General features: G+C 74.1%; 21 protein-coding genes and 1 riboswitch. Of the genes, 10 read left to right on the top strand and 11 right to left on the bottom strand.

Features of this window, described 5'->3' with window-relative positions; translation table 11 throughout:
• Both IEZ27_RS25630 and IEZ27_RS25625 read left to right on the top strand, forming a co-directional pair.
• A complete protein-coding gene (locus IEZ27_RS25630) occupies positions 1–960 on the top strand; it encodes a carbohydrate ABC transporter permease (RefSeq protein WP_189649568.1) in 960 nt (319 codons plus the stop codon).
• 34 nt (positions 961–994) lie between these two features.
• Positions 995–2,512, top strand: a complete 1,518-nt coding sequence (locus IEZ27_RS25625) for a glycoside hydrolase family 13 protein (RefSeq protein WP_189649567.1) — start codon at positions 995–997, stop codon at positions 2,510–2,512.
• Positions 2,513–2,593: 81 nt separating this feature from the next.
• On the opposite strand, the gene IEZ27_RS25620 is transcribed toward IEZ27_RS25625, so the two are convergent.
• Both IEZ27_RS25620 and IEZ27_RS25615 read right to left on the bottom strand, forming a co-directional pair.
• Complete coding sequence (locus IEZ27_RS25620) at positions 2,594–3,574, bottom strand: endonuclease/exonuclease/phosphatase family protein (protein ID WP_229824317.1); 981 nt, start codon at positions 3,572–3,574, stop codon at positions 2,594–2,596.
• 48 nt (positions 3,575–3,622) lie between these two features.
• On the bottom strand, positions 3,623–5,833 hold the full coding sequence (locus IEZ27_RS25615; RefSeq protein ID WP_189649566.1) for a WD40 repeat domain-containing serine/threonine protein kinase: 2,211 nt from the start codon (positions 5,831–5,833) through the stop codon (positions 3,623–3,625).
• Positions 5,834–5,968: 135 nt separating this feature from the next.
• Between IEZ27_RS25615 and IEZ27_RS25610 the strand changes: the two genes are divergently transcribed.
• Positions 5,969–6,439, top strand: a complete 471-nt coding sequence (locus IEZ27_RS25610) for a PPOX class F420-dependent oxidoreductase (RefSeq protein ID WP_125632895.1) — start codon at positions 5,969–5,971, stop codon at positions 6,437–6,439.
• A 46-nt stretch (positions 6,440–6,485) separates the two neighbouring features.
• Here IEZ27_RS25610 and IEZ27_RS25605 read toward each other — a convergent pair whose 3' ends face one another.
• On the bottom strand, positions 6,486–7,292 hold the full coding sequence (locus tag IEZ27_RS25605; RefSeq protein WP_189649565.1) for an alpha/beta fold hydrolase: 807 nt from the start codon (positions 7,290–7,292) through the stop codon (positions 6,486–6,488).
• Between the two features lie 183 nt (positions 7,293–7,475).
• Here IEZ27_RS25605 and IEZ27_RS25600 point away from each other — a divergent pair, with 183 nt between their 5' ends.
• The 3 genes from IEZ27_RS25600 to IEZ27_RS25590 are packed head-to-tail and all read left to right on the top strand — an operon-like array spanning position 7,476 to position 10,518.
• Positions 7,476–8,753: an ABC transporter substrate-binding protein gene (locus tag IEZ27_RS25600; protein ID WP_229824316.1), complete on the top strand. Its 1,278-nt coding sequence runs from the start codon at positions 7,476–7,478 to the stop codon at positions 8,751–8,753.
• The gene (locus IEZ27_RS25595) at positions 8,750–9,700 is read left to right on the top strand and encodes a carbohydrate ABC transporter permease (protein WP_229824315.1); all 951 of its coding nucleotides are present in this window, start codon (positions 8,750–8,752) and stop codon (positions 9,698–9,700) included. Before IEZ27_RS25600 ends, IEZ27_RS25595 begins: the two co-directional genes overlap by 4 nt.
• Positions 9,697–10,518, top strand: coding sequence for a carbohydrate ABC transporter permease (locus tag IEZ27_RS25590; RefSeq protein WP_189649564.1), 822 nt, complete (start codon positions 9,697–9,699; stop codon positions 10,516–10,518). Before IEZ27_RS25595 ends, IEZ27_RS25590 begins: the two co-directional genes overlap by 4 nt.
• Before the next feature lie 16 nt (positions 10,519–10,534).
• Here the strand turns inward: IEZ27_RS25590 and IEZ27_RS25585 are convergent, their stop codons facing one another.
• A complete protein-coding gene (locus tag IEZ27_RS25585; RefSeq protein WP_189649563.1) occupies positions 10,535–12,013 on the bottom strand; it encodes a hypothetical protein in 1,479 nt (492 codons plus the stop codon).
• A gap of 100 nt (positions 12,014–12,113) precedes the next feature.
• Here IEZ27_RS25585 and IEZ27_RS25580 point away from each other — a divergent pair, with 100 nt between their 5' ends.
• Entirely contained in the window at positions 12,114–13,454 is a 1,341-nt protein-coding gene (locus IEZ27_RS25580) for a hypothetical protein (protein WP_229824314.1), read from the top strand.
• Between the two features lie 22 nt (positions 13,455–13,476).
• Here the strand turns inward: IEZ27_RS25580 and IEZ27_RS25575 are convergent, their stop codons facing one another.
• On the bottom strand, positions 13,477–14,325 hold the full coding sequence (locus tag IEZ27_RS25575; RefSeq protein WP_189649562.1) for a DUF4097 family beta strand repeat-containing protein: 849 nt from the start codon (positions 14,323–14,325) through the stop codon (positions 13,477–13,479).
• A gap of 109 nt (positions 14,326–14,434) precedes the next feature.
• On the opposite strand from IEZ27_RS25575, the gene IEZ27_RS25570 reads away from it, so the two are divergent.
• The gene (locus IEZ27_RS25570; RefSeq protein ID WP_125632885.1) at positions 14,435–14,938 is read left to right on the top strand and encodes an NUDIX domain-containing protein; all 504 of its coding nucleotides are present in this window, start codon (positions 14,435–14,437) and stop codon (positions 14,936–14,938) included.
• A gap of 4 nt (positions 14,939–14,942) precedes the next feature.
• Here IEZ27_RS25570 and IEZ27_RS25565 read toward each other — a convergent pair whose 3' ends face one another.
• Positions 14,943–16,349 (bottom strand): glycine hydroxymethyltransferase, encoded by a 1,407-nt coding sequence (locus IEZ27_RS25565; protein ID WP_379478636.1) that lies wholly within the window; start codon positions 16,347–16,349, stop codon positions 14,943–14,945.
• Between the two features lie 70 nt (positions 16,350–16,419).
• Positions 16,420–16,506: riboswitch (ZMP/ZTP riboswitch) on the bottom strand.
• A gap of 82 nt (positions 16,507–16,588) precedes the next feature.
• On the opposite strand from IEZ27_RS25565, the gene IEZ27_RS25560 reads away from it, so the two are divergent.
• Entirely contained in the window at positions 16,589–17,587 is a 999-nt protein-coding gene (locus IEZ27_RS25560) for a MerR family transcriptional regulator (RefSeq protein ID WP_189649560.1), read from the top strand.
• Positions 17,588–17,598: 11 nt separating this feature from the next.
• Here the strand turns inward: IEZ27_RS25560 and IEZ27_RS25555 are convergent, their stop codons facing one another.
• Complete coding sequence (locus tag IEZ27_RS25555; RefSeq protein ID WP_189649559.1) at positions 17,599–18,816, bottom strand: multidrug effflux MFS transporter; 1,218 nt, start codon at positions 18,814–18,816, stop codon at positions 17,599–17,601.
• A gap of 174 nt (positions 18,817–18,990) precedes the next feature.
• Between IEZ27_RS25555 and IEZ27_RS25550 the strand changes: the two genes are divergently transcribed.
• Positions 18,991–19,605, top strand: coding sequence for a carboxymuconolactone decarboxylase family protein (locus IEZ27_RS25550; RefSeq protein ID WP_189649558.1), 615 nt, complete (start codon positions 18,991–18,993; stop codon positions 19,603–19,605).
• On the opposite strand, the gene IEZ27_RS25545 is transcribed toward IEZ27_RS25550, so the two are convergent.
• The 4 genes from IEZ27_RS25545 to IEZ27_RS25530 are packed head-to-tail and all read right to left on the bottom strand — an operon-like array spanning position 19,596 to position 24,469.
• Positions 19,596–20,627 (bottom strand): class I SAM-dependent methyltransferase, encoded by a 1,032-nt coding sequence (locus IEZ27_RS25545; RefSeq protein ID WP_189649557.1) that lies wholly within the window; start codon positions 20,625–20,627, stop codon positions 19,596–19,598. The genes IEZ27_RS25550 and IEZ27_RS25545 overlap by 10 nt on opposite strands.
• A 20-nt stretch (positions 20,628–20,647) precedes the next feature.
• The gene (locus tag IEZ27_RS25540) at positions 20,648–21,688 is read right to left on the bottom strand and encodes a GNAT family N-acetyltransferase (protein ID WP_189649556.1); all 1,041 of its coding nucleotides are present in this window, start codon (positions 21,686–21,688) and stop codon (positions 20,648–20,650) included.
• Positions 21,675–22,889 carry an ATP-grasp domain-containing protein gene (locus IEZ27_RS25535; RefSeq protein WP_189649555.1) on the bottom strand — a complete coding sequence of 405 codons (1,215 nt, stop codon included), beginning with the start codon at positions 22,887–22,889 and terminating at the stop codon, positions 21,675–21,677. Before IEZ27_RS25535 ends, IEZ27_RS25540 begins: the two co-directional genes overlap by 14 nt.
• Positions 22,886–24,469: a carbamoyltransferase family protein gene (locus tag IEZ27_RS25530; protein WP_189649554.1), complete on the bottom strand. Its 1,584-nt coding sequence runs from the start codon at positions 24,467–24,469 to the stop codon at positions 22,886–22,888. Before IEZ27_RS25530 ends, IEZ27_RS25535 begins: the two co-directional genes overlap by 4 nt.
• Position 24,470: the final 1 nt, after the last annotated feature.

The following is a 24,470-nucleotide window of genomic DNA, read 5'->3' as shown; positions in this document are numbered from 1 at the left end:
ATGTCGAACGCCACCCTGCAACGCCCCGCCGCGCCCCCCTCGCCAGGACGCAGGACGCGACGGCGGCAGCCCAAGCGCATCGAGGTGCAGTTCCGTACGATCATCTCCCCGCACCAGCTCAACAGCCGGTGGGGACGGCGCGTCTACTGGACGGTCCTGGTCGCGACGGTCGTCACGTTCACGGTCGTCTTCCTCCTGCCGATGTACTGGATGATCACCGGCGCGCTGAAGTCGGCCGAGGAGTTCGCCCAGGTGCCGCCCACGCTCTTCCCGAAGGAGCTGAACTTCGGGAAGTTCCTGGAGTCGTGGGAGCTGTTCGACATCGGCACGCTGCTGAAGAACACCGTCTTCTACGCCGTCGGCGGCTGGCTGATCACCATGGCGGTCGACGTCACGGCCGCGTACGCGCTGTCCAAGCTCCGCCCGGCGCTCGGCAACGTCATCCTCGGCGCCATGCTGGCCACCCTGATGATCCCGCCGATGGTCGTGCTCATCCCCACCTACCTCGCCATCCACGACGTGCCGCTGTTCGGCTGGGACCTGCTGAACAACCCGTGGGGCCTGTGGCTGCCCGCCGCCGCCAACGGGTTCAACATCTTCCTGCTCAAGAGGTTCTTCGACTCGATCCCCCGCGAACTGCTCGAAGCCGCCCAGATCGACGGGGGCGGGCCGTTCCGCATCCTGTGGTCGGTGGTGCTGCCGGTCTCCCGCCCGATCCTCGGCGTGACGTCGATCTTCACGATCGTCACCTCGTTCAAGGACTTCATCTGGCCGCTGCTCGTCATGAGCGACAGCGACAACATGACGCTCAGCGTGGGCCTGGCCCAGACCGCGGGGGCCGTGTCGCAGGACCAGGTCATGGGCGGCCTGGTGATCGCGAGCATCCCGACCGTCATCGTCTTCTTCATCTTCCAGCGGCACATCATGGCGGGACTCACCGCCGGCAGCCTCAAGGGCTGAGTGCCTTCACCTATGGCAAGGAGTTGTCTTCAGCATGTCCGAAACGTGGTGGCGGGGAGCCGCGATCTATCAGGTCTACCTGCGCAGCTTCGCCGACGGCAACGGTGACGGCGTGGGCGACCTGGCGGGGCTGCGGGCACGATTGCCGTACCTGTCGGCGCTCGGGGTGAACGCGATCTGGCTCAACCCCTGGTACCCCTCGCCGCTGGCCGACGGCGGGTACGACGTGGCCGACTACCGGGACATCGACCCCGTGTTCGGCACCCTGGCCGAGGCGGAGGAGTTCATCGCCGAGGCGCACGAGCTGAACATCAGGATCATCATCGACGTGGTGCCGAACCACAGCTCCACCGCGAGCGCGTGGTTCCGGGAGGCGCTGCGCGACCCGTCCGTACGCGACCGGTTCTGGTTCCGGGACGAGCCCGGCGAGTGGCAGTCGATCTTCGGCGGCCCCGCCTGGACCCAGCTGCCGGACGGCCAGTGGTACCTGCATCTGTTCGACCCCGGTCAGCCCGACCTCAACTGGACCAACCCGGACGTGCACCGCGAGTTCCACGACGTGCTGCGCTTCTGGTACGACCGCGGCGTGGACGGCATCCGCATCGACTCGGCCGCCCTGCTCACCAAGCCCGAGGGCCTGACCGGCTCGTACGAGGACCTGGACGAGGTCCACGACGTCTACCGGAGCTGGCGCCTGATCAACGACGAGTACGCCGACCGCGTCCTGGTCGGCGAGGTGTGGCTGCCCGACCAGGAGCGCCTGGCCCGCTACCTGCGCTCCGACGAGCTGCACACCGTCTTCAACTTCCCGTTCCTGGCCTGCCCCTGGGAGCCCGCCGGGCTGCGCGAGGTGATCGAGCAGACCCTCGCCACCCACGCCCCGCTCGGCGCCCCGCCCACCTGGGTGCTGTCCAACCACGACGTCGCCCGCGTGGTCACCCGGTACGGCCGCGCCGACACCTCCTGGGACCACGGCGACCGCCGGGACGGCGCCCCCGCCGACCTGGAGCTCGGCTACCGCCGGGCCCGCGCGGCGGCGCTGCTGGCCATGGCCCTGCCGGGCGGCATCTACATCTACCAGGGCGAGGAACTGGGCCTGCCGGAGGTGGACGACATCCCCGACGAGCTGCGCCAGGACCCGATGTGGCGGCGTTCGAACCACACCGTCAAGGGGCGCGACGGGTGCCGGGTGCCGCTGCCGTGGTCGGGCGACGAGCCGCCGTTCGGGTTCGGCACGGCCACGCCGTGGCTGCCGCAGCCGGACGCCTGGAACAAGCTCACCGTCGAGGCCCAGACCGCCGACCTCGGCTCGATGCTCAACCTCTACCGGAACGGCCTGCGCATCCGTGCCGAGCGGCTCGGCGACGGCACGCTGACCTGGCTCGACCTCGGCCCCGACGTGCTCGCCTTCACCCGGGACTCCGGCCTGACCTGCGTGGTCAACCTCGGGGCCGAGCCGGTGCCGCTGCCCGGCCACGCGACGGTCCTGCTGGCCAGCGGCCCCCTGGACGGCGACCGCCTCCCCACCGACACCGCCGCCTGGCTCATCTGACCCTGCCCCACCCGGCTCACCCTCGACGGCCACCGCCGCCCGACCCCCCCGGCCCGCGCCCGTTCTCGCACCGGGCGTGGGTCAGGGCCGGAGGCGTAGGTCGGCGAAGAGGGCGCGGTGGTCGGAGCCGGGCAGGTCGAGGATCCGCGTGTCCACCGCCCGTCCGCGCCCGTCCGTCAGCACGTGGTCGATCGCCACCAGCGGCGGGATCCGGCGCATCGGCCAGGTGGGCACCAGCCCCTTCCCGGTGGCCGCCGCCGCGTCGGCGTACCCGGTGCCCAGCAGCCGCCGGAACACGGCGTGGTCCAGCGTGGCGTTGAAGTCCCCGGCCAGGATCCGCGGCGCGCCCGTGGACGTCGCGGGCGGCAGCGTCCCGACCCCCGCCTCCCACTCCGGCACCGTCGAGGGCACCGGCGCGACCGGATGCACGAGCACCACCTCCACCGCCCCGCCGGGCACCGCCACCTCCGCGACCGGCATGTGATGCCCGACCGGCTGGAACACGCCCGTACGCTCGCGCAGCGGGTAGCGCGCGTAGATCCCGCTGCCCACCGGCCCCCACGTCTCCGGCTTCGTGAGCTGGTACGGCAGCAGCGCCTCCAGCCCGGCCGCCGCCAGCCGGTCGCGTTCGGCCCAGGTCAGCTCCTGGAGGCTGAGCACGTCCACGTTCAGGCTGCGGACGTAGCCGACGATCGTCTCCGCGTCTCCGCGTCCGCCGTTGAGGTTGGCGGTCAGCACGCGTAGCGGGCGGCCGGGGGCGGCGTCCGTACCGCTGCCGAGGGCGCGCGGGAGCACGACCCAGGCCAGGCACACGCACACCGCCAGCATGATCGCGACGGCCGCCCGGCTGCGGGCCAGGGCCGCGAACCCGAGCATCAGCAGCGCCGCGACCCCGAAATAGGGCGTGAAGGACACCAGCGGGACCAGCAGCACCCCGGACTCCAGGCCGCCGAGCCGCACCGCCGTCCCCGCCGCGAACAGCACCGCGACCGCCGTCGCCAGCCGCCGTCGCCAGACCCGGCGCGGCGGCTTGCGCACGGTCCCCTGCACAACCTCGTCCATCAGCACAGCCACGAACCCTAAGCCGCGATTCTTAAACGCAGATGAGCGTCAGGCGGGACCGAGGCTCCAGGCGCTCAGCAGGGCGTCGCCGCCCGTGCCCACGACGACGGGACGGCCCGGCAACCCGGCCAGCGCCAGGGCACGGATCTCGGCTCCCGGCCCCGGGCCCAGCTCGCCGGCAACCTCGCCGTCGGTGAGCTTCCAGACGCGGACGGCCGCCTCGCCGCTGCCCGGCGCGTGCGCGACCACCGCGACGGGCGTGCCGCCGAGCATGCCCGTGACCAGCGCGGACGTCCCACGGTCATCGGGGCTGCGGCGGCTGAACGGCCACTTCTTCCTGCGTTTGCCCGTGGCCAGGTCGTACACGCGCAGGGTGGCGTCGAGATGGGTGGAGACGAGCACGGGCCGCCCGTCCAGCTCGCCGCAGGCGAGGAGCTCGATGCCGCCGATCTCGCCGGTCTTGTACGTATGTGTCACCTTGCCGTCGGACAGGCGGCGGACCCGGACGCGGTTGGCGCCGTCGCCGGTGACGAGCACGTCGTCGCCGCCGAGCCGGCCGAACGCCAGCCCGTTGACGCCCTGGAAGTGGTCGGTGACGGCGGGGCCGATCTGGCGGCCCGTGGACAGGTCCCACAGGCGTACGACGCTGTGCAGGTCGGTGAGGCTGTCGTACTTCTGGGTCACCGCGACGCCGCGGCCGGCGGTGGTGACGGCGATGACGGGGTCGGCCGCCCTGGCCCTGCCGGTCTCGCCGGTCTCGCCGCCCGCCGGGTTCCACAGGCGCATCGCGCCGTCGCGGTGCCCGGAGGCCGTACGGCCGCCGCCGCAGGCCACGGCGGTGGCGGCGCCGCCTCCGTCGCCGAGCCTGATGACGGGCGTGCCGGACGAGGTCAGGTCCCAGGTCAGCACCGTGCCCTTGGACGTGCCGCAGACGACGGTGGCGCCGGCGGCGGCCAGCACGGTCGGCTCGCCGCTCCCGGCGGGCAGCGCGACGGGCTCCCTGACCGGCGCCCCGAACGGCTCGGCCGTGGGCGTGGCCGGGCGTTCCGTCGCCGTCGCGGACGGGCCGGTCGTACGGGTGGCCGGCGCGTCGGTCGTACGACCGGTCGGCGGGTCGACGGGGTCGTCGCTCAGGCCGCTCGCGGGACGCAGCAGCACGAAGGCGGACGCCGCAGCGGCGGCGGCCGCCGTGACACCGCCGACCACGACGGCCCTGCGGCTGACCCGCCGTTCGACACCCGCCCTGGTCGCCTCCCCCTGAACCCCTGGCCCCGTGGCAAGCCCCCCGGAGGGGAGAACAGCCCCACCCGCGGGCGCCCCGGGCACAACCCCGCCGTGATGCCCCGCGCCTTGGGCGGCGCCGGGCTGGGTGGGCGCGTGGCGCTCGGGCCCCAAGCCCCCGGCGGGCCCTTCGGGCGCTCCGCCGGCGCCCTGGGCGTCGGCGGAGGGCGAGGCGGGGGTGGCGATGAGGTGGCGGAGGAGGGTTGTGGGGGTCGGGCGGGCGCTCGGGTCCTTGGCGAGGCAGGCGCCGATCGGGCCCGCCAGGTGGGCCGGTACGCCCGCGAGATCCGGTACGCCGCTCATGACCTTGTGCAGGATGGCGGCGACCGTCTCACCGGCGAACGGCGGGCGGCCGGTCGCCGCGAACACCATCGTCCCCGCCCAGCTGAACACGTCGGACGCCGGCCCGACCCGCTCACCCGCGAACTGCTCGGGCGACATGAACGCCGGCGTCCCCATCGGCGCCGAGGCCTGCGTGGTGGCCCCCAGCGCCTTGGCGATGCCGAAGTCGATGACGATCGGCCCCTCGGGCCCCATCAGCACGTTGCCCGGCTTGAAGTCCCGGTGCACGATCCCGGCCTCGTGGATGGCGGCCAGCGCGGTCAGGGTGGAGATCGCCAGCCGGTCCAGCGCACCCCCGGTACGCGGCCCCGACTCCCGGACGAGCGTCTGCAGGGTGTCGCCCGCGACGTACTCGCTCACGATGTACGGCCGCCCGTCGGCCACTCCCACGTCCAGCACCGCGGCGGTGCAGAACGCGGCCACCCGGCGCGCCGCCTCCACCTCGCGCAGGAACCCCCTGGTGACGGTGTCGTCCTGGGTCAGGTGGCTGTGCAGCAGCTTGACCGCGACCTCGCGGCCCGTGCCGTCGACCCCCTTGTAGACCACTCCCTGCCCGCCGGAGCCGAGCACGCCGAGCAGCCGGTGGTCGCCGATCCGCGTGGGATCGCCCGGCCGGAGCGGACGGACTTCCGGCATTCCGCTCCTTCCCCGGGCGTGTGCGGGCGTATGTCGGTGATCCACACGATAGGGCCGCCCCGGCGGGGTGGGAAAGGCGGGGCCCGCGCCGGATGACAGGATCGAAGCCGGTACCGCACAGGAAAGGCGTCTCAGATGGCTCCGAGGATCGCGACCGCCCAACGGGTCGACCTGCCCGAACTTCTCGACTTCCTCCGCCCCCGGCATCACGGCCTGCTCTCGACGACCCGCTCCGACGGGCGTCCCCAGCTCTCGCCGGTCTCGTGCGGCGTGGACGACGAGGGCCGGATCGTGGTGTCCACGTACCCGGAGCGTGCCAAGGCCGGGAACGTGCGCCGCGACGAGCGGGTGTCGATGTGCGTGTTGTCCGACGACTGGGACGGCCCGTACGTGCAGGTGGACGGGCGGGGCGAGGTGCTGGACATGCCCGGGGCCCTGGACGGGCTGGTGGACTACTACCGGTGCGTCGCCGGCGAGCACCCCGACTGGGAGGAGTACCGGGAGGCCATGCGCCGCCAGAACAAGTCGCTCATCCGGATCACGATCGACCGCTGGGGGCCGATCGCGACCGGCGGCTTCCCGGCGAATCTGACCCCCGGCGGCTGACCGCGGCTCGGCGCGGCTCGGCGAGGCCGCCGGAGGCCGGGCCCGGTCAGCGGGCCAGCACCTCGCGCAGCACGTCGGCGAACTCCTTCGGATGGTCGACGAAGCCGCCGTGCTCGCCGGGGAACTCGACCGTCGGCGCGCCGAGCAGGTCGGCCAGCGCCTTCGAGGTACGGGCGGTGAGCAGGCCGCTCGACTCGGCCCCGATGCCCACGACCACCCGGGCCGGGCCGGCCTTCAGCGCCGCGACGTCGGGGACGTGCCGGGTGGTGCCGCGCAGCTCGTGCAGGAAGAAGTGGGTGGCGTCGGCGAGGTCCTGCTCGGGCGACTCGCTCGGCGGCGGGGGAGAGTCGTCCTCGCCGGGCTCGTAGCCCGCGGTGGCCATGAACTTCCCGAACGCCGCCCCCGGCCCCTCCCGGCGGAACGTCTCGATGATGTCGTCCACCTCGGCGCGCCGTTCGGCGACGTCGGGCAGCAGCTCCAGCAGGGGCGGCTCGTGCGCGACCAGCGTGCGCACGCGGGTGGGGTGGCGGGCGACGAGGGCGAGGCCGGTCACCGCGCCGCCGCTGCTGCCGACCACGTCGGCGGACTCCGCCCCGAGCGCGTCGATGAGCGCGAGGGCGTCCTCGGCCCGCAGGGCGGGGGTGGAGTCCTGGCCGGGGTCGTCGAGGGTGCTGCCGGAGACGCCGCGCGGGTCGTGGGTGACGACCGTGTACTCCCCGGCCAGCTCCTCGGCCAGCGGGGCGAAGAAGGCGGCGTTCATCGGCGCGCCCACGAGCAGCAGCAGGGGGCCGCTTCCGCGGACGTGGTAGCTCAGCCGGCCGCCGGGTATGTCGAGGATGTGCGTGGTGCTCATCGGTGTGGGTCCTTCCGCGGAATCGAGGTGACACCGGTTGGACTTCCGCGGGCGGCGGAACTCATCGCCCGGCGCGGCACGAATTCGGCCCGGCGTTGACCGTCCCGCGCGGACGCGCCCGAAGGGTGCTCCGGCGTCCCACCCCCGTCACGGGTGAACGGGGGCCGAAGGGAGGACACTGAGGTGCGGAAAGCTGCGAGAACGGCCGTGGCCGGCCTGCTCCTGACCATGGCGGCGGCGTGCGGCGGCACGCCGCCCGGCGGCGGCGCGACCCCGTCCGGCGGCGCGATGACCGGACGCGGCCCGATCACGCTCGCGACGGGCAAGGACACCTCCCGCAACCTGCAGAACCAGGTGGACGCCTGGAACAAGGGCCATCCGGACGAGCAGGCCAGGATCGTCGAGCTGCCCGAGTCGGCCGACGTGCAGCGCGACCAGATGATCCAGAACGCCCGCGCCAAGTCCGACGCCTTCACCGTGCTCGCCCTCGACGTGGTGTGGACCTCGGAGTTCGCCGCCAACCGGTGGATCCTGCCGCTGCCGCAGGAGCAGTTCGACCTGGCGGCCTTCCTCCCGCCCACTGTGGCGACCGGCCAGTACCGCGGCAGGCTCTACGCCGCGCCCTGGAAGACCGACGCCGGCCTGCTCTACTACCGCAAGGACCTGCTGGACAAGGCGGGCGTCAAGGAGCCGCCGAAGACGTGGCGGGAGATGGAGGCCGACTGCGCGAAGGTCCCCGGCGTGAGCTGCTTCGCCGGCCAGTACGAGAAGTACGAGGGCCTGACCTGCAACTTCGCCGAAGCCGTGAACAGCGCGGGCGGGACGATCGTCGACCCGGCCACCGGCCGCCCCGACGTCGACACCCCGGCCGCCGAGCGTGGGCTCGACTTCCTCGTCGACGGCTTCAGGACCGGCCTCATCCCCAAGCAGGCGATCACCTTCAAGGAGGAGGAGGGACGCCGCTACTTCCAGGAGGGCAGGCTGCTCTTCCACCGCCAGTGGCCCTACCAGTACGCCCTGGCCGACAGGCACGACGGCTCCTCCAAGGTCGCGGGCAGGTTCGCGGTGGCCCCGCTGCCCGGCCTGAACGGTCCCGGCGTGCCCACGCTCGGCGGGCACAACCTGGCCGTCTCGGCGTTCGCCAGGAACCGGGCCAGCGCGCTCGACTTCGTCACGTTCCTGTCCAGCGAGGAACGGCAGCGCGCCAACCTGCTGGCCAGCTCCGAGGCCCCCACACGGGCCGCCCTGTACGACGAGCCGGAGCTCCAGGCGAAGTACCCGTACCTGAAGGTGCTCAAGGAGTCGGTGCTCAACGCCAAGCCGCGGCCCCAGGTCGTGCGGTACGGCGACGTGACCGCGGCCATCCAGGAGGCCGCCTACGCGGCCATCACCGGCGCGCGGCCCTCCGGGCAGGTGCTGGCCGACCTGCAGACCAAGCTCCAGACGCTGACCCGGTCGTGACCGTCGCCGCCGATCAAGGGGCCGTGGGCGCGGGCGGGGACGGCTCCGGACGGCTGGCCGCGCTGCTCATCTCGCCGACGTTGCTGGTGATCGGGCTGGTCGTCGGCTTCCCGGTGCTGGCGGCGGTCCGGGAATCCCTGTTCGAGGAGGGCCAGAGCCTCGACCCGCAGGGCTTCGTCGTCGAGGGCGAGAGGTTCGTCGGCCTGTCCGTCTACGCCGACATCCTCGCCGGCGAACGCGCGCCCGCCTTCTACGGCGCGCTGTGGAACACCACGTTCTTCACCGTCGTCACGGTCGTGATCGAGACGGTCCTGGGGGTCGCCATGGCGCTGGTCATGCACCGGGCCTTCCGCGGCCGGGGCGTGGTACGGGCGAGCATCCTGGTCCCCTGGGCCATCCCGACCGCGGTGTCGGCGTTGTTGTGGCGCTGGATCTTCCAGTCCGGCGGCGTCGCCGACCAGATCATCGGCAGTGACGTGTTGTGGACCACGGAAGGCTTCCAGGCCAAGGTCGCGGTGATCATCGCCGACACGTGGAAGACCGCGCCGTTCGTCGGGCTGCTGGTGCTGGCGGGCCTGCAGCTGATCCCCGGCGAGGTGCACGAGGCGGCCAGGGTGGACGGCGCGACCGCCTGGCAGCGGTTCTGGCGGGTCACGCTGCCGCTGGTCAAGCCGGTGCTGCTGGTGGCGGTGCTGTTCCGGCTGCTGGACGTGCTACGCATGTTCGACCTGCCGTTCGTGCTGGTCGGCCCGCGCAAGGAGTCGGTGCGTACGTTGTCCATGCTCGCCTACGACGAGGCCACCAACCTGCGCTACGGCGCCGCCGCCGCGTACGCGACCGTCCTGTTCCTGTACGTGGCGGTCGTGGCCTACGTCTTCGTCCGGCTGCTGGGCGCCGACATCCTCGGCCGGCTGCGCGAGCCGTCCGGGCGGGAGGCGGCCGGATGACCGCCGGGAACACGCTGCGCCGGGCCGGGATCGCGGCCGTCGCCGCCTACTGCCTGATCCCGTTCTACTGGATGGTCGTCTCGGCCTTCCGCCGCCCGCAGGACCAGTTCGACAACACGCCGCTGCCCGCGCCCTGGTCGCTGGAGAACCTGGCCGCGGTGTTCGGGCCGGACGTCGGGTTCGGGCGGTCGCTGCTCAACAGCGCGGTGGTGGCCGGCACGACCACGCTGCTCACGCTGGTCGTCGGCGTGCTGAGCGCGTACGCGCTGGCGCGGCTGCGGTTCCGGCTGAAGAACGTGGTGCTGGGGGTGGTCATCGCGACGTCGATGTTCCCCGGCATCTCGCTGATCGTGCCGCTGCTGAAGTTGTTCACCGGCATCTCGTGGATCAACACCTACCAGGCGATGATCCTGCCCAGCCTGTCGTTCGCGTTGCCGCTCGCGGTGTGGAACCTGACCATGTTTTTCCGGCAGCTCCCGTTCGAGCTGGAGCAGGCGGCGATGGTGGACGGGTGCAGCCGGGGCCAGGCGTTCCGGAAGGTCGTCATCCCGCTGGCCGCGCCCGGCGTGTTCACCACGGCGATCATCACGTTCATCGCCGCCTGGAACGAGTTCATCATCGCCCTGAGCATGGTCAACGAGAAGGAGATGCAGACCGCGACCGTGGCCGTCTCCAAGTTCACCGGCGCGTACGGGTTCGACCAGCCGTTCGGCACCCAGATGGCGGCCGGGGTGGTCGTCACCGTGCCGCTGGTCGTGGTGGTGCTGGTCTTCCAGCGGCGGATCATCGCCGGGCTCACCTCGGGCGGCGTCAAGTAGCGGGCCGGGCCTCCCCTCAGGGCTCCTTGACCTCGTCGAACAGGTCCTCGACGGCCGCGACGATCCGCCGTACGGCAGGGGAGGCGGCGTCCGGGCCGTCGAACGGGTGCGCCGCGCCCTCGGCGACGCCCTCGATCGTGGCGAGGTCGGCCCCGGGATGGCAGACGACGTCCGGCTCGGGCAGGTCGGCCAGCAGGAACTCGCCCCGGGCCGCGCGCGCGTCGGACGGGTGCGCTCCCCGCCGCACCCACCGCAGCCGGCCCGACCCGTCCAGCCGGTAGACGCCGGGGCCGTGCGCGGCGGCCACCCGTACGGGGGTGTCGCGGGCCAGGCGCACCCTGACGTGGAAGGGGCCGCCCGGCTGGGCCGCGCGCAGCAGCGTGAGCTGGTTGAACTCCTGCGCGTCCCCCAGCCAGGTCACCTGCCCGCCGAGCATCACCGACAGGTGGGCCAGCACGAACGGGGGCAGCCCGACGGCCTGCTGGTTGACCGCCGACACCTCGGTGCCCTGCTGGTGCCGCCACTTGATCGCCGACAGGTAGACCCGTTCGCCCGGGGTGAGCAGGGCCTTGACGTTGAACAGGCCGGCCGCGCCGTACCTGCGCCAGGCCCAGATCGCGATGCGCTCGGCGCACTCGATGAGCAGCGCGGCGGCGGGCGTCGGCCAGGGGCGCGACCAGTCGCCGCCCGTGCTGCGCAGCGGCCCGGCGCCCAGCTCGGCGACGCCGGCCGAGGTGTGGGCGGGGCGGTCGGCGTACACCTGGACGCCGCCGTCGCGGTCGGGGACGCTGAGCACCGCGATCGTGCACGGCCAGCCCGGCACGTACGCCGCCACCCGGTACGGGCCGAGCAGCCGCGCCGCGCGGGCCATGCCGTCCTCGCCCGACACGACCACGGTGCCGCGCCGGTCCGCCGTCCGGCCGGCCTGGACCACGACCCGCGCGGAGCCGACCGCGCGCCGCAGCTCGGCCAGGCCGGGCAGCCGCTCGACGTGCACGCAGGGGATGCGGGCCACCGCCGGCACGCCGGCCGCCCGCAGCAGGTCGTCCAGCAGGTGCTTGGACTCGATCGCGGCCCGCACCCCGGCGTCGACGGCCGCGATCGTCGCGCCAGGGCCGGCCAGCTCGCGCAGGCGGGCGTTGTCGTACCAGGTGAACACGACCGGCGGGCGGTCCAGCTTGAGCAGATGGCGGGCGGCCTCGTGCCGGACGCGGGGCACCCACGTGGTCCGTTCGGCCACCGAACGGGTGCGGGTGCGGTCCTCGGCGGTGACCACCATGCCGGGCAGCGCCGGGTCCCACGCGGCGTAACAACCGATGCTCAGGGCGGGGCGCAGGGCCTCGACCGGGGCCGGGCCGGTGTAGCCGGTGCGCAGCGCGGTGCTGAACCGTTCGACGCCGACCAGCGGGCGTCCCGCCAGCGCGGCCGTGAGCTCCTGGTGTGCGACCTCCGCAAGGCCGCTCTCGCGCCGCCCCTCGCCGTACAGCCCGTTCATCGGCTCTCCCTCGTCGGACTCGGCTTCCCGCACTCTTGACGGTGCGCCACGCCGGGCGCATCGTCTAGGCCACCGCGATGTGAAGCGAAGTGAAGATGAGATGCCGCCCCGGCGCACCCACCCAGTCGTCAACCGGGCGCTGGCGGCGTTGATCGAGCAGGCGGGCTGGACGCACGCGGCCACCGCGCGGCACGTCAACGCCGTCGCGGCCGAGAGCGGCGAGCGCGTGCACTACGACCGTTCGGCGGTCGGCCACTGGCTGACCGGTACGATCCCGCGTCCCGAGGCGGTGGGCGCGGCGGTCGAGGCGTTCCGCCGCCGACTCGGCAGGCCCGGCCTGCGACCGGCGCACCTGGGATGGCCGGAGCCGGGGACGCCGCCGTCCGCCGACGACCCCTGGCGCGGCGACCCGGTCGCCCGGCTGGCCGTGCTGGGCGAGGACGACCTGCTCAACCGGCGTACGGTGCTGACGGCCGGCACGTTCACCCTGGCCGCCTTATCCGGCTTGTCCCGCCTGTCCGCGCACCGGGCGCAGGGACGCGCGGCGGCCCGGCGGGCGGGCGCGGGCGACGTCGAGCGCATCCGCGCCACCACCCGCGCCTTCGCCGACCTCGACGACCGCTACGGCGGCGGCCACGGCCGGGCCGCCGTCGCCGCCTACCTGTCGCGCGAGGTCACGCCCCTGCTGCACGGCACGTCCGGCCGCCGCCGGCCCGACCTGTTCGCCGCCGCCGCCGAGCTGAGCTACCTGGCCGCCTACATGGCCATGGACGCCGGCGCCCACGCCCTGGCCCAGCGCTACTACATCAGCAGCGTGCGCCTGGCCGACGAGGCCGCCGACCTGCTGCTGCGCGCCACCGCCCTGCGCAGCATGGCCGTCCAGGCGGCCGAGCTGGGCCATGACGGCGAGGCGCTGGCGCTGGCCGAGGCCGCCTCCTCCGCGCTGGCCGGGCACGGTCCCGCACGTACCCAGGCGTGGATCACCGGCATGCGCGCCGAGGCCCACGCCGCCGCCGGCACCCGCTGGGACGCGCTCAGCCTGCTCCGCCACACCGAGTCCCAGCTCGAACGCGCCGACTCCGTGCCCGAGTCGGAGTGGACGGGCAACTACCGGCGTGAGTCCCTGGAGCACCAGATCGGCCTGACGCTCACCCAGCTCGGCGACCACGCCACCGCCGCCCGCCATTTCGCCGCGTCCATGCGGGCCAGGCGGCCGGTCGAGCTGCGTACCCGGGCCCTGATCGGCCTGCGCGCCGCCCACGCCTTCCTGCGCGCGGGGGAGGTCGACCGGGCCGCGGCGACCGTGCTCGACCTGAGCGACGACATCCGCCTGATCTCCTCGGCCCGCGTCCGGGACGAGTTACGCGGCCTGCGCGCCGCCTGGCAGCCGCACCGCGGGAACGCGCTGGTCACCAGGGCGGACCGGGCCGTCGCGGGTTGACCGTTGTGGCGACCGCCGGCTGTCAGGGGGTGTGCACGCGGCGGATCGTGATGTCCCCCGACCCGGTACGGGCCCGCACCTCGACCGTCTCGGCGGCGTCGGCGGGCCGCCGGGCCGCTTCGACCGCGCTGTGCACGCGGCCGGTCCGCGACCTGACGTCGAGCCGGGCGGTGCTGCCGTCGCGTACGCCGATGTCGAGGTCGCCCGCCCTGGTCTCCAGGTCCACCCGGCCGCGGGACACCTCCTCCAGCCGGGTGTCGCCGCCGGCCGATCTGGCCACGACCGAGCCGTGGGCGCGGCCGACGGTGACGTCGCCGTTGGCGATCCGCAGCGTCAGGTCGCCGGTGACCTCGCCGATCCAGGTGCGGCCGTGGTGGTTCCTGATCTCGGCGGCGCCGTCGATCCGCCCGGCGCGGATCTCGCCGGAGCCCGTGGTGAGCCTGGTGTCGCCGGTGACGCGCTCGACGACGATGTCGCCTTGATGGGTGTGCAGCTCCACCGGGCCCGCCCGGCCGATCCGGACGTCCCCGGCGCCGATCGTGACGTCGCACGCGCCCATGTCACCCTCGACCACGACGAGGGCCAGGTCGGCGGTGGCGTGCAGCCGCGAGGACGCCGGCAGCCCGATCTCCACGGACACCGAGCCGGGCTCGCCGAACAGGCTGAGCGAGCGCGGCGTCCTGACCGCGAGGCGGCCGGCCGCGTACTCGATCCGGGTCTGCGCGGCGGCCTCGACGTCGGCCTTGACGTCCGGGGAGCAGGGGCGTACCTCGACGGCCGTGTCGGTACGGTCGCCCGCGACGATCGTGGCCTCGCCGGCGTCGATGTGGATCGTGACGCTGATCGGTTCCGGGCTGTCGAACGTGGGCACGGTGCTGCCGTCCTTCCGGGGAGTGGAGGCGTCCCCGGCTTCAAGGTGCCACATTTCACCGCAAAACGGTGCCCTTCTGGCGTCCCGTCGGCAGGTCTAGGATCGCGGCGTGATCAGGAACGCGTACTGCTCCTTCTGCGGCGCCGCCTTCGCCCCCGACCAGCCCTGGCCCCGCACCTGCGCGGCCTGCGCGAACACCAGCTACCTCAACCCGCTGCCGGTCGCCGTCACGCTGCTGCCCGTCGACGACGGCCTGCTCGTGGTACGCCGGGACGTCGAGCCCCACCGCGGCCGGCTCGCCCTGCCCGGCGGTTTCGTCGACCTGGGGGAGTCCTGGCAGCAGGCGGCGGTCCGCGAGCTGCGCGAGGAGACCGGGGTGGTCGCCGAGGCCGCCGGCGTCACGCTCTTCGACGTGGTCAGCGCCCCCGACGGGACCGTGCTGATCTTCGGGCTGGCCCCGGGCACGACCGCGTCCGCGCTGCCGCCGATGGCGGCCACCGCCGAGACGAGCGAGTGGCTGGTCATCGACGGGCCCGCCGAGCTGGCCTTCCCCGCCCACACGCGGGCGGCGGCCGGCTACTTCGCGGAACGGGCCCGTCGCGCCGAGGAGTGAGACGTCAGGCCAGGTCGAGGCCCGGGTAGAGCGGATGGGCGGTCAGCAGCTCGGCCGCCGCGGCGCGGGTCTTCCCGGCGGTGCCCGGCGGCAGGTCGTACTTGGCCTTGGAGGTGGACGACGGCGTGGTGTCGGTGAGCACACCGACGATCAGCTCGGCGACCCGGTCGAACTCCTGCGGCCCGAACCCGCGTGAGGTGAGCGCCGGGGTGCCGACGCGGATGCCCGAGGTGTACCAGGCGCCGTTGGGGTCGCGCGGGATCGCGTTGCGGTTGGTCACGATCCCCGCGTCGAGCAGCGCCGACTCGGCCTGCCGGCCGGTCAGCCCGTACGTGGAGACGTCCAGCAGGACCAGGTGGTTGTCGGTGCCGCCGGTGACCAGGCGTACGCCCCGGCGCACCAGGCCCTCGGCCAGCGCGACCGCGTTGGCGGCCACCGCGTGGGCGTAGTCGGCGAACGCCACCTGCCGGGCCTCGGCCAGCGCGACGGCCTTGGCCGCCATCACGTTGCCGAGCGGGCCGCCCAGCACCATCGGGCAGCCGCGGTCGATCGAGTCGGCGTACTCCCGCTGGCACAACACCAGCCCGCCGCGCGGCCCGCGCAGCGACTTGTGCGTGGTGGTCGTCGTGACGTGCGCGTACGGCACCGGGTCGTGCACGCCGGTGAACACCTTGCCCGCCACCAGCCCGGCGAAGTGCGCCATGTCCACCATCAGGACCGCGCCCACCTCGTCGGCGATCTCCCGCATACGGGCGAAGTCGACGCGCCGCGGATAGGCCGAGTAACCGGCGATCAGGACCAGCGGCCGGAACTCGCGGGCGGTCGCGCGCAGCGCGTCGTAGTCGAGCAGCCCGGTCTCCGGGTCGGTGCCGTAGGAGCGCTGGTGGAACATCTTGCCGGAGATGTTGGGACGGAAGCCGTGGGTCAGGTGGCCGCCCGCGTCCAGCGACATGCCCAGGGCACGCTGGTCGCCCAGGGCCTTGCGCAGGGTCTCCCAGTCGTCCTCCGACAGGTCGTTGACGTGCCGGGCGCCCGCCGCGGCCAGGGCCGGCGACTCCACCCGGTGGGCCAGGATGCCCCAGAAGGCCACCAGGTTGGCGTCGATGCCCGAATGCGGCTGGACGTAGGCGTGCTCGGCGCCGAACAGGGCCTTCGCGTGGTCGGCCGCGAGCCGTTCGACGGTGTCGATGTTCTGGCAGCCGGCGTAGAAGCGGTGGCCGATCGTGCCTTCCGCGTACTTGTCGGACAGCCACGTGCCCATCGTGAGCAGGACGGCCGGTGAGGCGTAGTTCTCGCTCGCGATGAGCTTCAGCGAGGCTCGCTGATCGGCCAGCTCGCCGCGGATCGCGCCGGCGACGCCCGGCTCGACGGCCGCGATCACGTCGAGCGCGTTGCGGTAGGCCGCCGACACGGTGGCCGCGTCGTAGTCGCCGTACGAATGGGGGTGCTCTTCAGCCATGCCATCTCCCGAGCCGTCGAAGTGAGGGCACCCAGGCGCGCGGCGACGTGCAGGACCGCTCCCCGGTGGTCAGTCCCACCTTACGATCACGCCAGTCACGATCCGAGGCTTGACACTACGGTCATCGCCCGAGACCGCGCAACGAGGGAGGCACTTGAGTCTCCCGTCAGGGGAGACGCCATGGTTGGGACATGGACGGCGGCACCCTCTACACGATCGGCGACCTGGCGCGGCGGACCGGGCTGACGGTCAAGGCCATCAGGTTCTACTCCGACCAGGGGATCGTGCCGCCGGTGGAACGCAGCCCGGCCGGCTACCGCCTCTACGACGCCGCCGCCGCGGCCCGCCTCGACCTCGTGCGCACGCTGCGCGACCTGGGCGTGGACCTGGCCACGGTCCGGAAGGTCGTGGACCGGGAGCTCACGCTCGCGCAGGTCGCGGCGGCGCACGCCGAGGCGCTGGCGGTGCGCATCCGTACGCTGCGGTTGCGGCGCGCGGTGCTGACGGTGGTGGCCCGGCGCGGGTCGGGACCCGAGGAGATGGAGCTCATGCACAGACTGGCCGCACTGTCGGAGGACGAACGCCGCCGCCTGATCACCGACTTCCTGGACGCCGCCGTCCCGGACCCGGAACAGGACGCAGGATCGGACGCGGGATCGGACGCAGGATCGGACGCGGGGCCGGGCGCGGGATCGGGGTTCGCGGGGGCCAGGGTCTCGCTGACCCCCGAGCTGCCGGACGACGCCGAGCCGGAGCAGGTGGAGGCCTGGATGGAGCTGGCCGAGCTGGCCTGCGACCCGTCCTTCCGCACGCTGATGCGCCACCTGACCACGTCCTACACCGCCGACCGGAACGCCCTCCCCGGCTCGGGCCGAGGGCTGCGGCGGGACGCCGTCTCGATGGGGATCGCGGCGGCGGAGGCGGCCATGGCGGCCGGCGTGGATCCCGGCTCACCCGATGCCGGGCCGGTCGTGGCCGCGGTCGCCGGCGAGTACGCCCGCCTGCTCGGCCACCCCGACGACGCCGTGCTCAGGCGGCGGCTCCTGACCAGGCTGGAGGCGGCGAACGACCCCCGCAGAGAGCGCTACCTCCGGCTCCTGGCCGTGATCAACGCCTGGCCGCCCCCCACCCCCTTGGGCCCGCCGCTCACCTGGCTCGTCACCGCCCTGCGCGCCCACCCCGCGAGCTGACCCCGATGGCCTCAGCCTCGGGCGGGGGCCTCGGCCGGGGCGGGGCCGGTCTCCGGGAGGCCGCGGGTGAGCAGCCGGGCGCCGATGCCGAGCAGCGCGCAGACCACCAGCGTGACCCCCATCGGCAGCCCGGTGTCCTCCCCGCCCAGCCCGACCAGCGGCGAGACCAGCGCGCCGAGCGCGAACTGCAGCGCCCCCATCACGGCCGCCGCCGTGCCCGTCGCGTACGGCGCCCGTCCCACCGTCAGCGCCGCCGCGTTCCCCATGATCAGCGTGAACGAGCTCACCAGCACGAACAGCACCGGCAACACCGCCACGACGGGCAGCCCGGCGGCCAGCATCACCAGCAGGACGGCCGACAACCCCAGCACGGCCGCCTGCCCCGACCGCAGCAACCCCTCCGGGCTGAACCGGCGCAGCAGCCGGGCCCCGGCCAGGCCGGTCAGCGTCATGCCCAGCGCGTTGGCCGCGAACGTCACCGTGTAGGCCGGGGTGGACAGGCCCAGCACGTTCTGCACGACGAAGGGCGAGGCCGAGATGTACCCCATCAGGCCCCCGAAGCCGAAAGCGAAGGAGAAGACGTACCCGACATAGCCCCGGTCGGCGAACAACCGCCGTACGGTCCGCCCGGTCTCGGCCAGGCCGCCCGCGTGCCGGCGCTCGGGCGGCAACGACTCGGGCACGACGAGGGCCGAGCCGACCAGCATCACGGCCGAGATCCCGGCCATCACCCAGAACTCCGCCCGCCAGCCCGCGGGTGACAGCGCGCCACCGGCGAGCGGCGCCACGACGGGCGCGATGCCGACCACGGAAGCCAGCAGCGAGAAGACCCTGGCCGCCGCCCGGCCCGTCGTCAGGTCAGCCGCCACCGCGCGGCCGATGACGATGCCAGCCGACCCGGCGAACCCGTGCACGAACCGCAGGACGACGAGCGTACGGACGTCCGGCGCGAGCGCGCACAGGACGCAGGCGACCACGGCCGCCGCGGTGGCCAGCAGGATCGGCCCGCGCCGGCCGAACCGGTCGGACAGCGGCCCGATGACGAGTTGCCCCAGGGCGAGCCCGGCCAGGAAGGCGGTCAGCGTGAGCTGCACGCCGGCCGCGCCCGTCCCGAGGTCGGCGGCCAGGTCGGTGAAGACCGGCAGGTACATGTCGGTGGCCAGCGGCGCCACCGCGGACAGCAGGCCGAGCACGACCAGCAGCGGCCAGGACACCCCCGCTCTGGTCATGGCGTGCGCCCAGGACGACGGGGGCGGTGGGGAGTGGCGAACTCCATGGTCAGGACTCCAAGACGGCCGCACGGCTAGAGATCTAGGATGTTCCGTGATCCGGCAGGGTCTAACCGCGTCATGGGACACCCGAGGGAGAGACGTGACCGCCGAGCCGCCCCCAGCGGGTCCCAGGTGACCGCCCGGCTTCCTGGCCTGCCCCCTGAGGACCTGGACGACGCGCAGGCCGAGGTCTACCGCGCCATCACGGGCGGCCCCCGGGCGGCGGGGCCCCAGGTCTTCCCGCTCACCGACGAGCTCGGACGGCTGCGCGGCCCGTTCAACGCCATGCTGCTGAGCCCGCCGGTCGGCGGCGCGCTCCAGGCGCTGGGCGCGGCGGTGCGCTACGGCTCGGCGTTGTCCGGCCGGGTCAGGGAGATGGCGATCCTGGTGGTGGCCGCCCACTGGGGCAGCGACTTCGAACGCGCCGCGCACGAGGCCGTGGGGCGCGCCTGCGGGCTGAGCGAGGCCGAGCTGACCGCGCTGCGCGAGGGCCGGCCGCCCGACCTGGCCGACACGGCCGAACGCGCCGCCGTGCACGCCGCCCGCGAGCTGGCCGGGGCCGGGGCCCTGAGCGAGGAGGACTACCGGGCGGTCACGGCGGCGATCGGCGAGCGCGGGCTGTTCGAGCTGACCACGCTGGTCGGCTACTACGCCACACTGGCGCTCCAGCTACGCGTCTTCGCCGGCGAGCCCACCCCGGACGCCGCGTCCCCGGACCCCACGCCCCCGGACCCCCGTCACGGCTGATCCCCGAGGCGGCGTGCCGGGGCGGCCGGTTTCGTGGCGACGGCGACCAGCGCCATCCTGGGCACCTCGGCCACGTACATCCCGTCGCGCCGGTGGACGAGGGGGCGGGACGGTACGGAGGGGTCCCAGCGCCGGGGCGTCCCGTGGTCGAAGTGCCGTTCCAGGAGCCGCCAGGCCGCCTCGACGTCCTCCAGGGCGGCGAAGTGGGCGCCCACGCCGTACATGTCGCCTACGTAGCGGCACATCCGCTCCTTGGCCTCCGGCTCGCCGCCGGCCCGTACGACCAGCGGGTCGTACAGGTCGAGCACCCGTACGGCCAGGCCCGCGTCGGCGAACAGGGCGGCGAGCCCGGACCGGGTGAAGTGCCGGTAGGCGTGCCCGCCCGCCGCGTGCGGATGCACGACCCCCGCGAAGAACCCGGCCATCGGACCGTCGTCGTCGAAGTCGTGCAGCACGATCCGGCCGCCCGGCCGCGTCACCCGTACCGCCTCGGCCACCGCGCGCGGCCGGTCCGCCGGGTCGATGTGATGGGTCCCGTACGCCAGCAGCACCCCGTCCACCGACTCCGCCCGCAGGAACAGGAACTGGGCGGCCTGGCGCACCGCGGGCAACCCCTGGGCCAGGGCCCGGTCCACCATCTGGCCGGACAGGTCGCCGGTGATGATCGTCGGCTTGGAGTCCAGGCTGCCGAGCCGCCCGGCGGCCGCCCGCGCGACCGTGCCGTCGCCGCCGAGGACGTCGAGCAGCAGCGGCGGCCCGGCCGCCGGCTCGGGGGCGAGCAGGCCGAGCAGGGCCCGGATGCCGGTCCAGCGCACCAGCGCGTCCTGCTGCGCCCGGCGGTAGGAGTCGCCCCGCCCGCCGCGGTCGGAGTCGAACTCGCTGCTGGTCGCGGCGAGCACCCCGAGCGCCCGCGCCGCGCCCGGCCGTTCGAAGTCCAGCACGGCGTGCAACTGCGGATGGACGGTCGCGACCACGCGCAGGTACTCGTCCAGGGTCAGCGAAGGGAGGTAGGAGGCGCGCACCGGCCCTCGTCCTTTCTCGGTCACGTGGCGGCTGGCGTGGGCGGGAGCTGCGGCGGGTCGAGATGGTGGCCGAGGCCGCCCACGAGCCGGGTGACGAACCCGCTGCGGGCGGCGAACAACCGGCTGCGCGGCTCCAGCCGCACCCCGAACTGCTTCTTCGTCTCGTAGGCCGCGCCGCCGAGCCGCAACGTACGCGCGCCCGAGCCGACGGCGGCCCGTACGCACGCCGTGAGCAGCGCGTGGTAGACGGCGGTGCCCTCGGTGGCGGCGTAGTCGCGCCCGATCCACCGGGCGACCAGCTCGTCGCCGTCGCGGAGCAGGGCGACGCAGCCGGCCGGCGTGCCGTTCCGGTGGGCGGCCAGCACGGTCAGGTCCGCGCCCAGGGCGCCGGCCGCCTCGGGGAACAGTCCCGGCCGGTAGAAGACGTGCGGGCCGTGGCGGCGGTCCACCGCGGCCACCATCCGGTCCAGGTCCGCGCCGGCCCCGCCCGCCAGCGGCCGGACGTCGATGCCCTCCCGCTCGGCCCGCCGCTGCGTACGCCGCAACTCGGCCCGCCGTTTGCGCGGCAGGTGGTCCAGGTACGCCTCGAACGACGGCCACGTCAGGTCCAGCAGCGTCTCCGGCAGCCAGCCCAGCCGGCAGTAGCCCGGCTGCCCGGCGGCGTACGGCAGGTGGTCGACGACGCAGAACAGCAGCCGCTCGCTCCTGACCAGGGACCGGATCGCACGCAGCAGCACCCGCCGCTGCGGCCCCTCGCCGCCCAGCAGCCCGGACGTCGCCGTCATCGGCGCCTGCACCTGGAGGAACGGCCACCGCCTGGTCAGCCGCCCGAACCGCGACTCCAGCACCGGGTTGTGCAGCCGGTGCTCCAGCGCGCACACCGCGGCCGCCACGAGCCCGCCGTCCTTGCGGACCAGCAGGTAGCGGGGCCGGTGCTCGGCCAGGACCCGCTCGGCCAGGCCCAGCCAGCGATGCCGGACGAACGGCACGCCGTCGGCGAGCGCGTCCCACTCCCGGGCCCCCACCTCGCCGATCGAGCCGAGCACGTCAACGCTGTACATCGCCCCGCACCTCGAAGCGCAGCGCACGCGTCACGGCGGCGGCCGCCGCGTCCAGCTCCTCCGGGGTGTCCGCGTGCACGACGTACCAGCCGAGCCGGTCGGAGACGTCGCGGTAGGGACGCACCCGCTGCCCCGGGCGGGCCAGCAGGACCAGCTCGGCCACCTGCGGCAGCGCCCTGGCCGCCGCCGCGCCGGTCACCGAGACCAGCTCGCCCTCGTGCCCGGCGGTCAGCACCCGCCACAGGACCGGCCGGGGCCGGTGCGGCCGCAGCTCGATCGGCAGGCCGACCGCGGCCTGTACGGCGGCCCGTACGGGATCGACGCCGTGGCAGAGCCTGACCATGTCGTCGGTGCCGTTGCCGCCCGTGCGCAGTCCCAGCTCGATGACGTACGGCCGGCCGTCGGGGGTGACGATCAGGTCGAGGTTCAGCGGGCCGCGCCGGTAGTCCAGGCGGCTGCAGACCTTGTCCATGATCGAGCGGGTGGTGTCCAGGACGCCGGCGGGCAGCCCGGCCGGCATCTGGCGGCTCATGGTCAGCACCAGCGGCGGCGGGCTCACCTCCTGGAGGCTCGTCGCCACGAACACCACGCGCCCCTCGTCCACGACGCACTCGCAGTTGCACAGGGTCCCGCGGATCTCCTCCTCGACCATCACCAGCCCGCCGTACGAGCTGCGCCGGGCCTCCTCGACGGCGGCGGGCACGTCACCGGGGGCGGCGCACCTGCTCACCCCGCGCCCGCTCTGCGCGTCGGCGGGCTTGACGACCACGGGGAAGCGCATCCCGCGTGCCCGTGCCACCAGGTCGGCCGGGTCGTCGCCGATGATCCAGGGATAGGACGACACACCCAGCTCGTCGAGGATGCCGCGCAGCACCCACTTGTCCACCGACGCCCGCGCCGCCGTCTCCGACAACCGCGCCGGCAGCCCGTACGCCTCCGCCACCGCCCGCAGCGCGGGCACCGCGACGTCGCTGGAGGGCGCGACCACGCCCGCCAGGTCGGAACGCCCGGCGAGCGCGGCCGTGACCGCCGCCGCGTCGTGCGTGCTGACCTGGAGGTACTCGTCGGCGAGCGCGACGCCGGGGGCGTCCGGCGAGCGGTCGACCGCGATCGTCCGCAGGCCCATCGCGGCCGCCGCCCGGTAGGTGGACAGCGAGCCGTCCGCGGCCCCGAGCACCACCAGGGACCTCGTCCCGCTCATCGTGCCTCCCACAGATCGCCGTGCGGCTTCTCGGTCCAGAACGGGCCGAGCGCCAGCGCGTCGGCGTCCGTCCTGAGGTAGCAGGCGACGGCCTCCTCGGGGGTGCACACGATCGGCTCGTCGTCGTCGCAGAACGCGGCGTTGGCCAGCAGCGGCACGCCGGTCAGCTCCTCGAAGCGGCTGATCAGCCCGTGGTAGAGCGGGTTGGCGGCACGGCTCACCGTCTGCAGGCGGGCGCTGCCGTCCACGTGGGTGATCGCGGGCACCTCACCGCGGCGGTGGTCCAGCACGTCGAACCCGAGCAGCATGACCGGCGAGGGATGATCGCCGGTGAAGTAGTCCCTGGCCCGCTCGGCCAGGCACGACGGCGCGCACGGCCGGAACGCCTCCCGGTGCTTGACCCGCTCGTTCATCCGCGTCCTGGACGCGGGGTCGCGCGGGTCGGCCAGCAGCGACCGGTTGCCGAGGGCCCGCGGCCCGCACTCCATCCGCCCCTGGAACCAGCCCACGATCAGCCCGTCGGCGATGCGCGCGGCGGCCTGCCCCGCGACGTCGCCGGTACGCCGGTAGTCCAGGCCCGCGTCGCGCAGCGCCTTCTCCATACGTTCCTCGGGGAAGCCGGGCCCGGCGAAGACGTTGCCGCCCGCCGGGCGCGGACGTCCGAACCGGCCGACGCTCACCTCCAGCGCCGCGCCGAGCGAGGCGGCGGCCGGCTGGGCGGACAGCTCCTCGAAGCCGGACTCCGCCAGGATGCGGCCGTTCAGCATGGGGTTCAGGGCCACGTCGCCGGCGACCGCGAGCCGGGTCGCTCCGGTGCTGTCGCGCAGCCGGCGGGCCAGGTGCAGCCCGGCCCGCTCCAGCGTGCCCTGGAGGGCGTAGGCGATGTCCATGTAGTGCTGGGGGACGGGGTCCTCGGGGGTCGCACGGGTCGGCGGTCTCGGTGGTCTCGGGGGGCCGAACACGTCCAGGAACCTGGCCGACACCGTGTGCCCGCCGCCGTCGTCCCGCGCGAACCAGCTCAGGTCCAGCTCGTAGCCGCCGTCCGGGGTCAGGCGCAGCAGGTCGGCGAAGGGCTGCGCGTACGTGTCGCTCCCGTACGCGGCCAGGCCCATCACCTTGTCCTCGTCCAGGCCGGGGCGGAAGCCGAGGTAAGCGGTGACCGCGCCGTACAGGGTGCCGAGGGAGTGCGGGGGGCCGATCCGGGCCAGGTCCGTGATCCGGCTCCCGTCGGCGGCGGCCAGGCAGGTGCCGGTCCCGTCCATCGTCAGCACGGCGGCGGAGTCGAACGGGCCGGGGTAGAAGGCCCCCGCCGCGTACGCGCGGTGCAGGTCCACGAGATGCACCTCGTACCCGGCCTCGCAGGAGGGCGTGTCGCCCAACGGGCCGGCGAAGGCCACGTGGTCCACCTCGTCCATGCCGATCCCGGCCTGCTCCAGGCAGTACGCGACCGCCCGGCGGGGGAGCCGGCAGTCGTGCCTGACCCGGGTGAAACGCTCCTCCTCGGCCAACGCCACGATCTCGCCGTCGCGCACCAGCGCCGCCGCAGAGTCGTGCACCCGGGAGATGCCCAGTACGTACATG

Origin of the sequence: Nonomuraea spiralis, assembly GCF_014648435.1 — a bacterium.
GTDB lineage: Bacteria > Actinomycetota > Actinomycetes > Streptosporangiales > Streptosporangiaceae > Nonomuraea > Nonomuraea spiralis.
The sequence above is the reverse complement of the archived record's forward strand: the minus strand, read 5'-3'. Positions and strand labels throughout refer to the sequence as shown.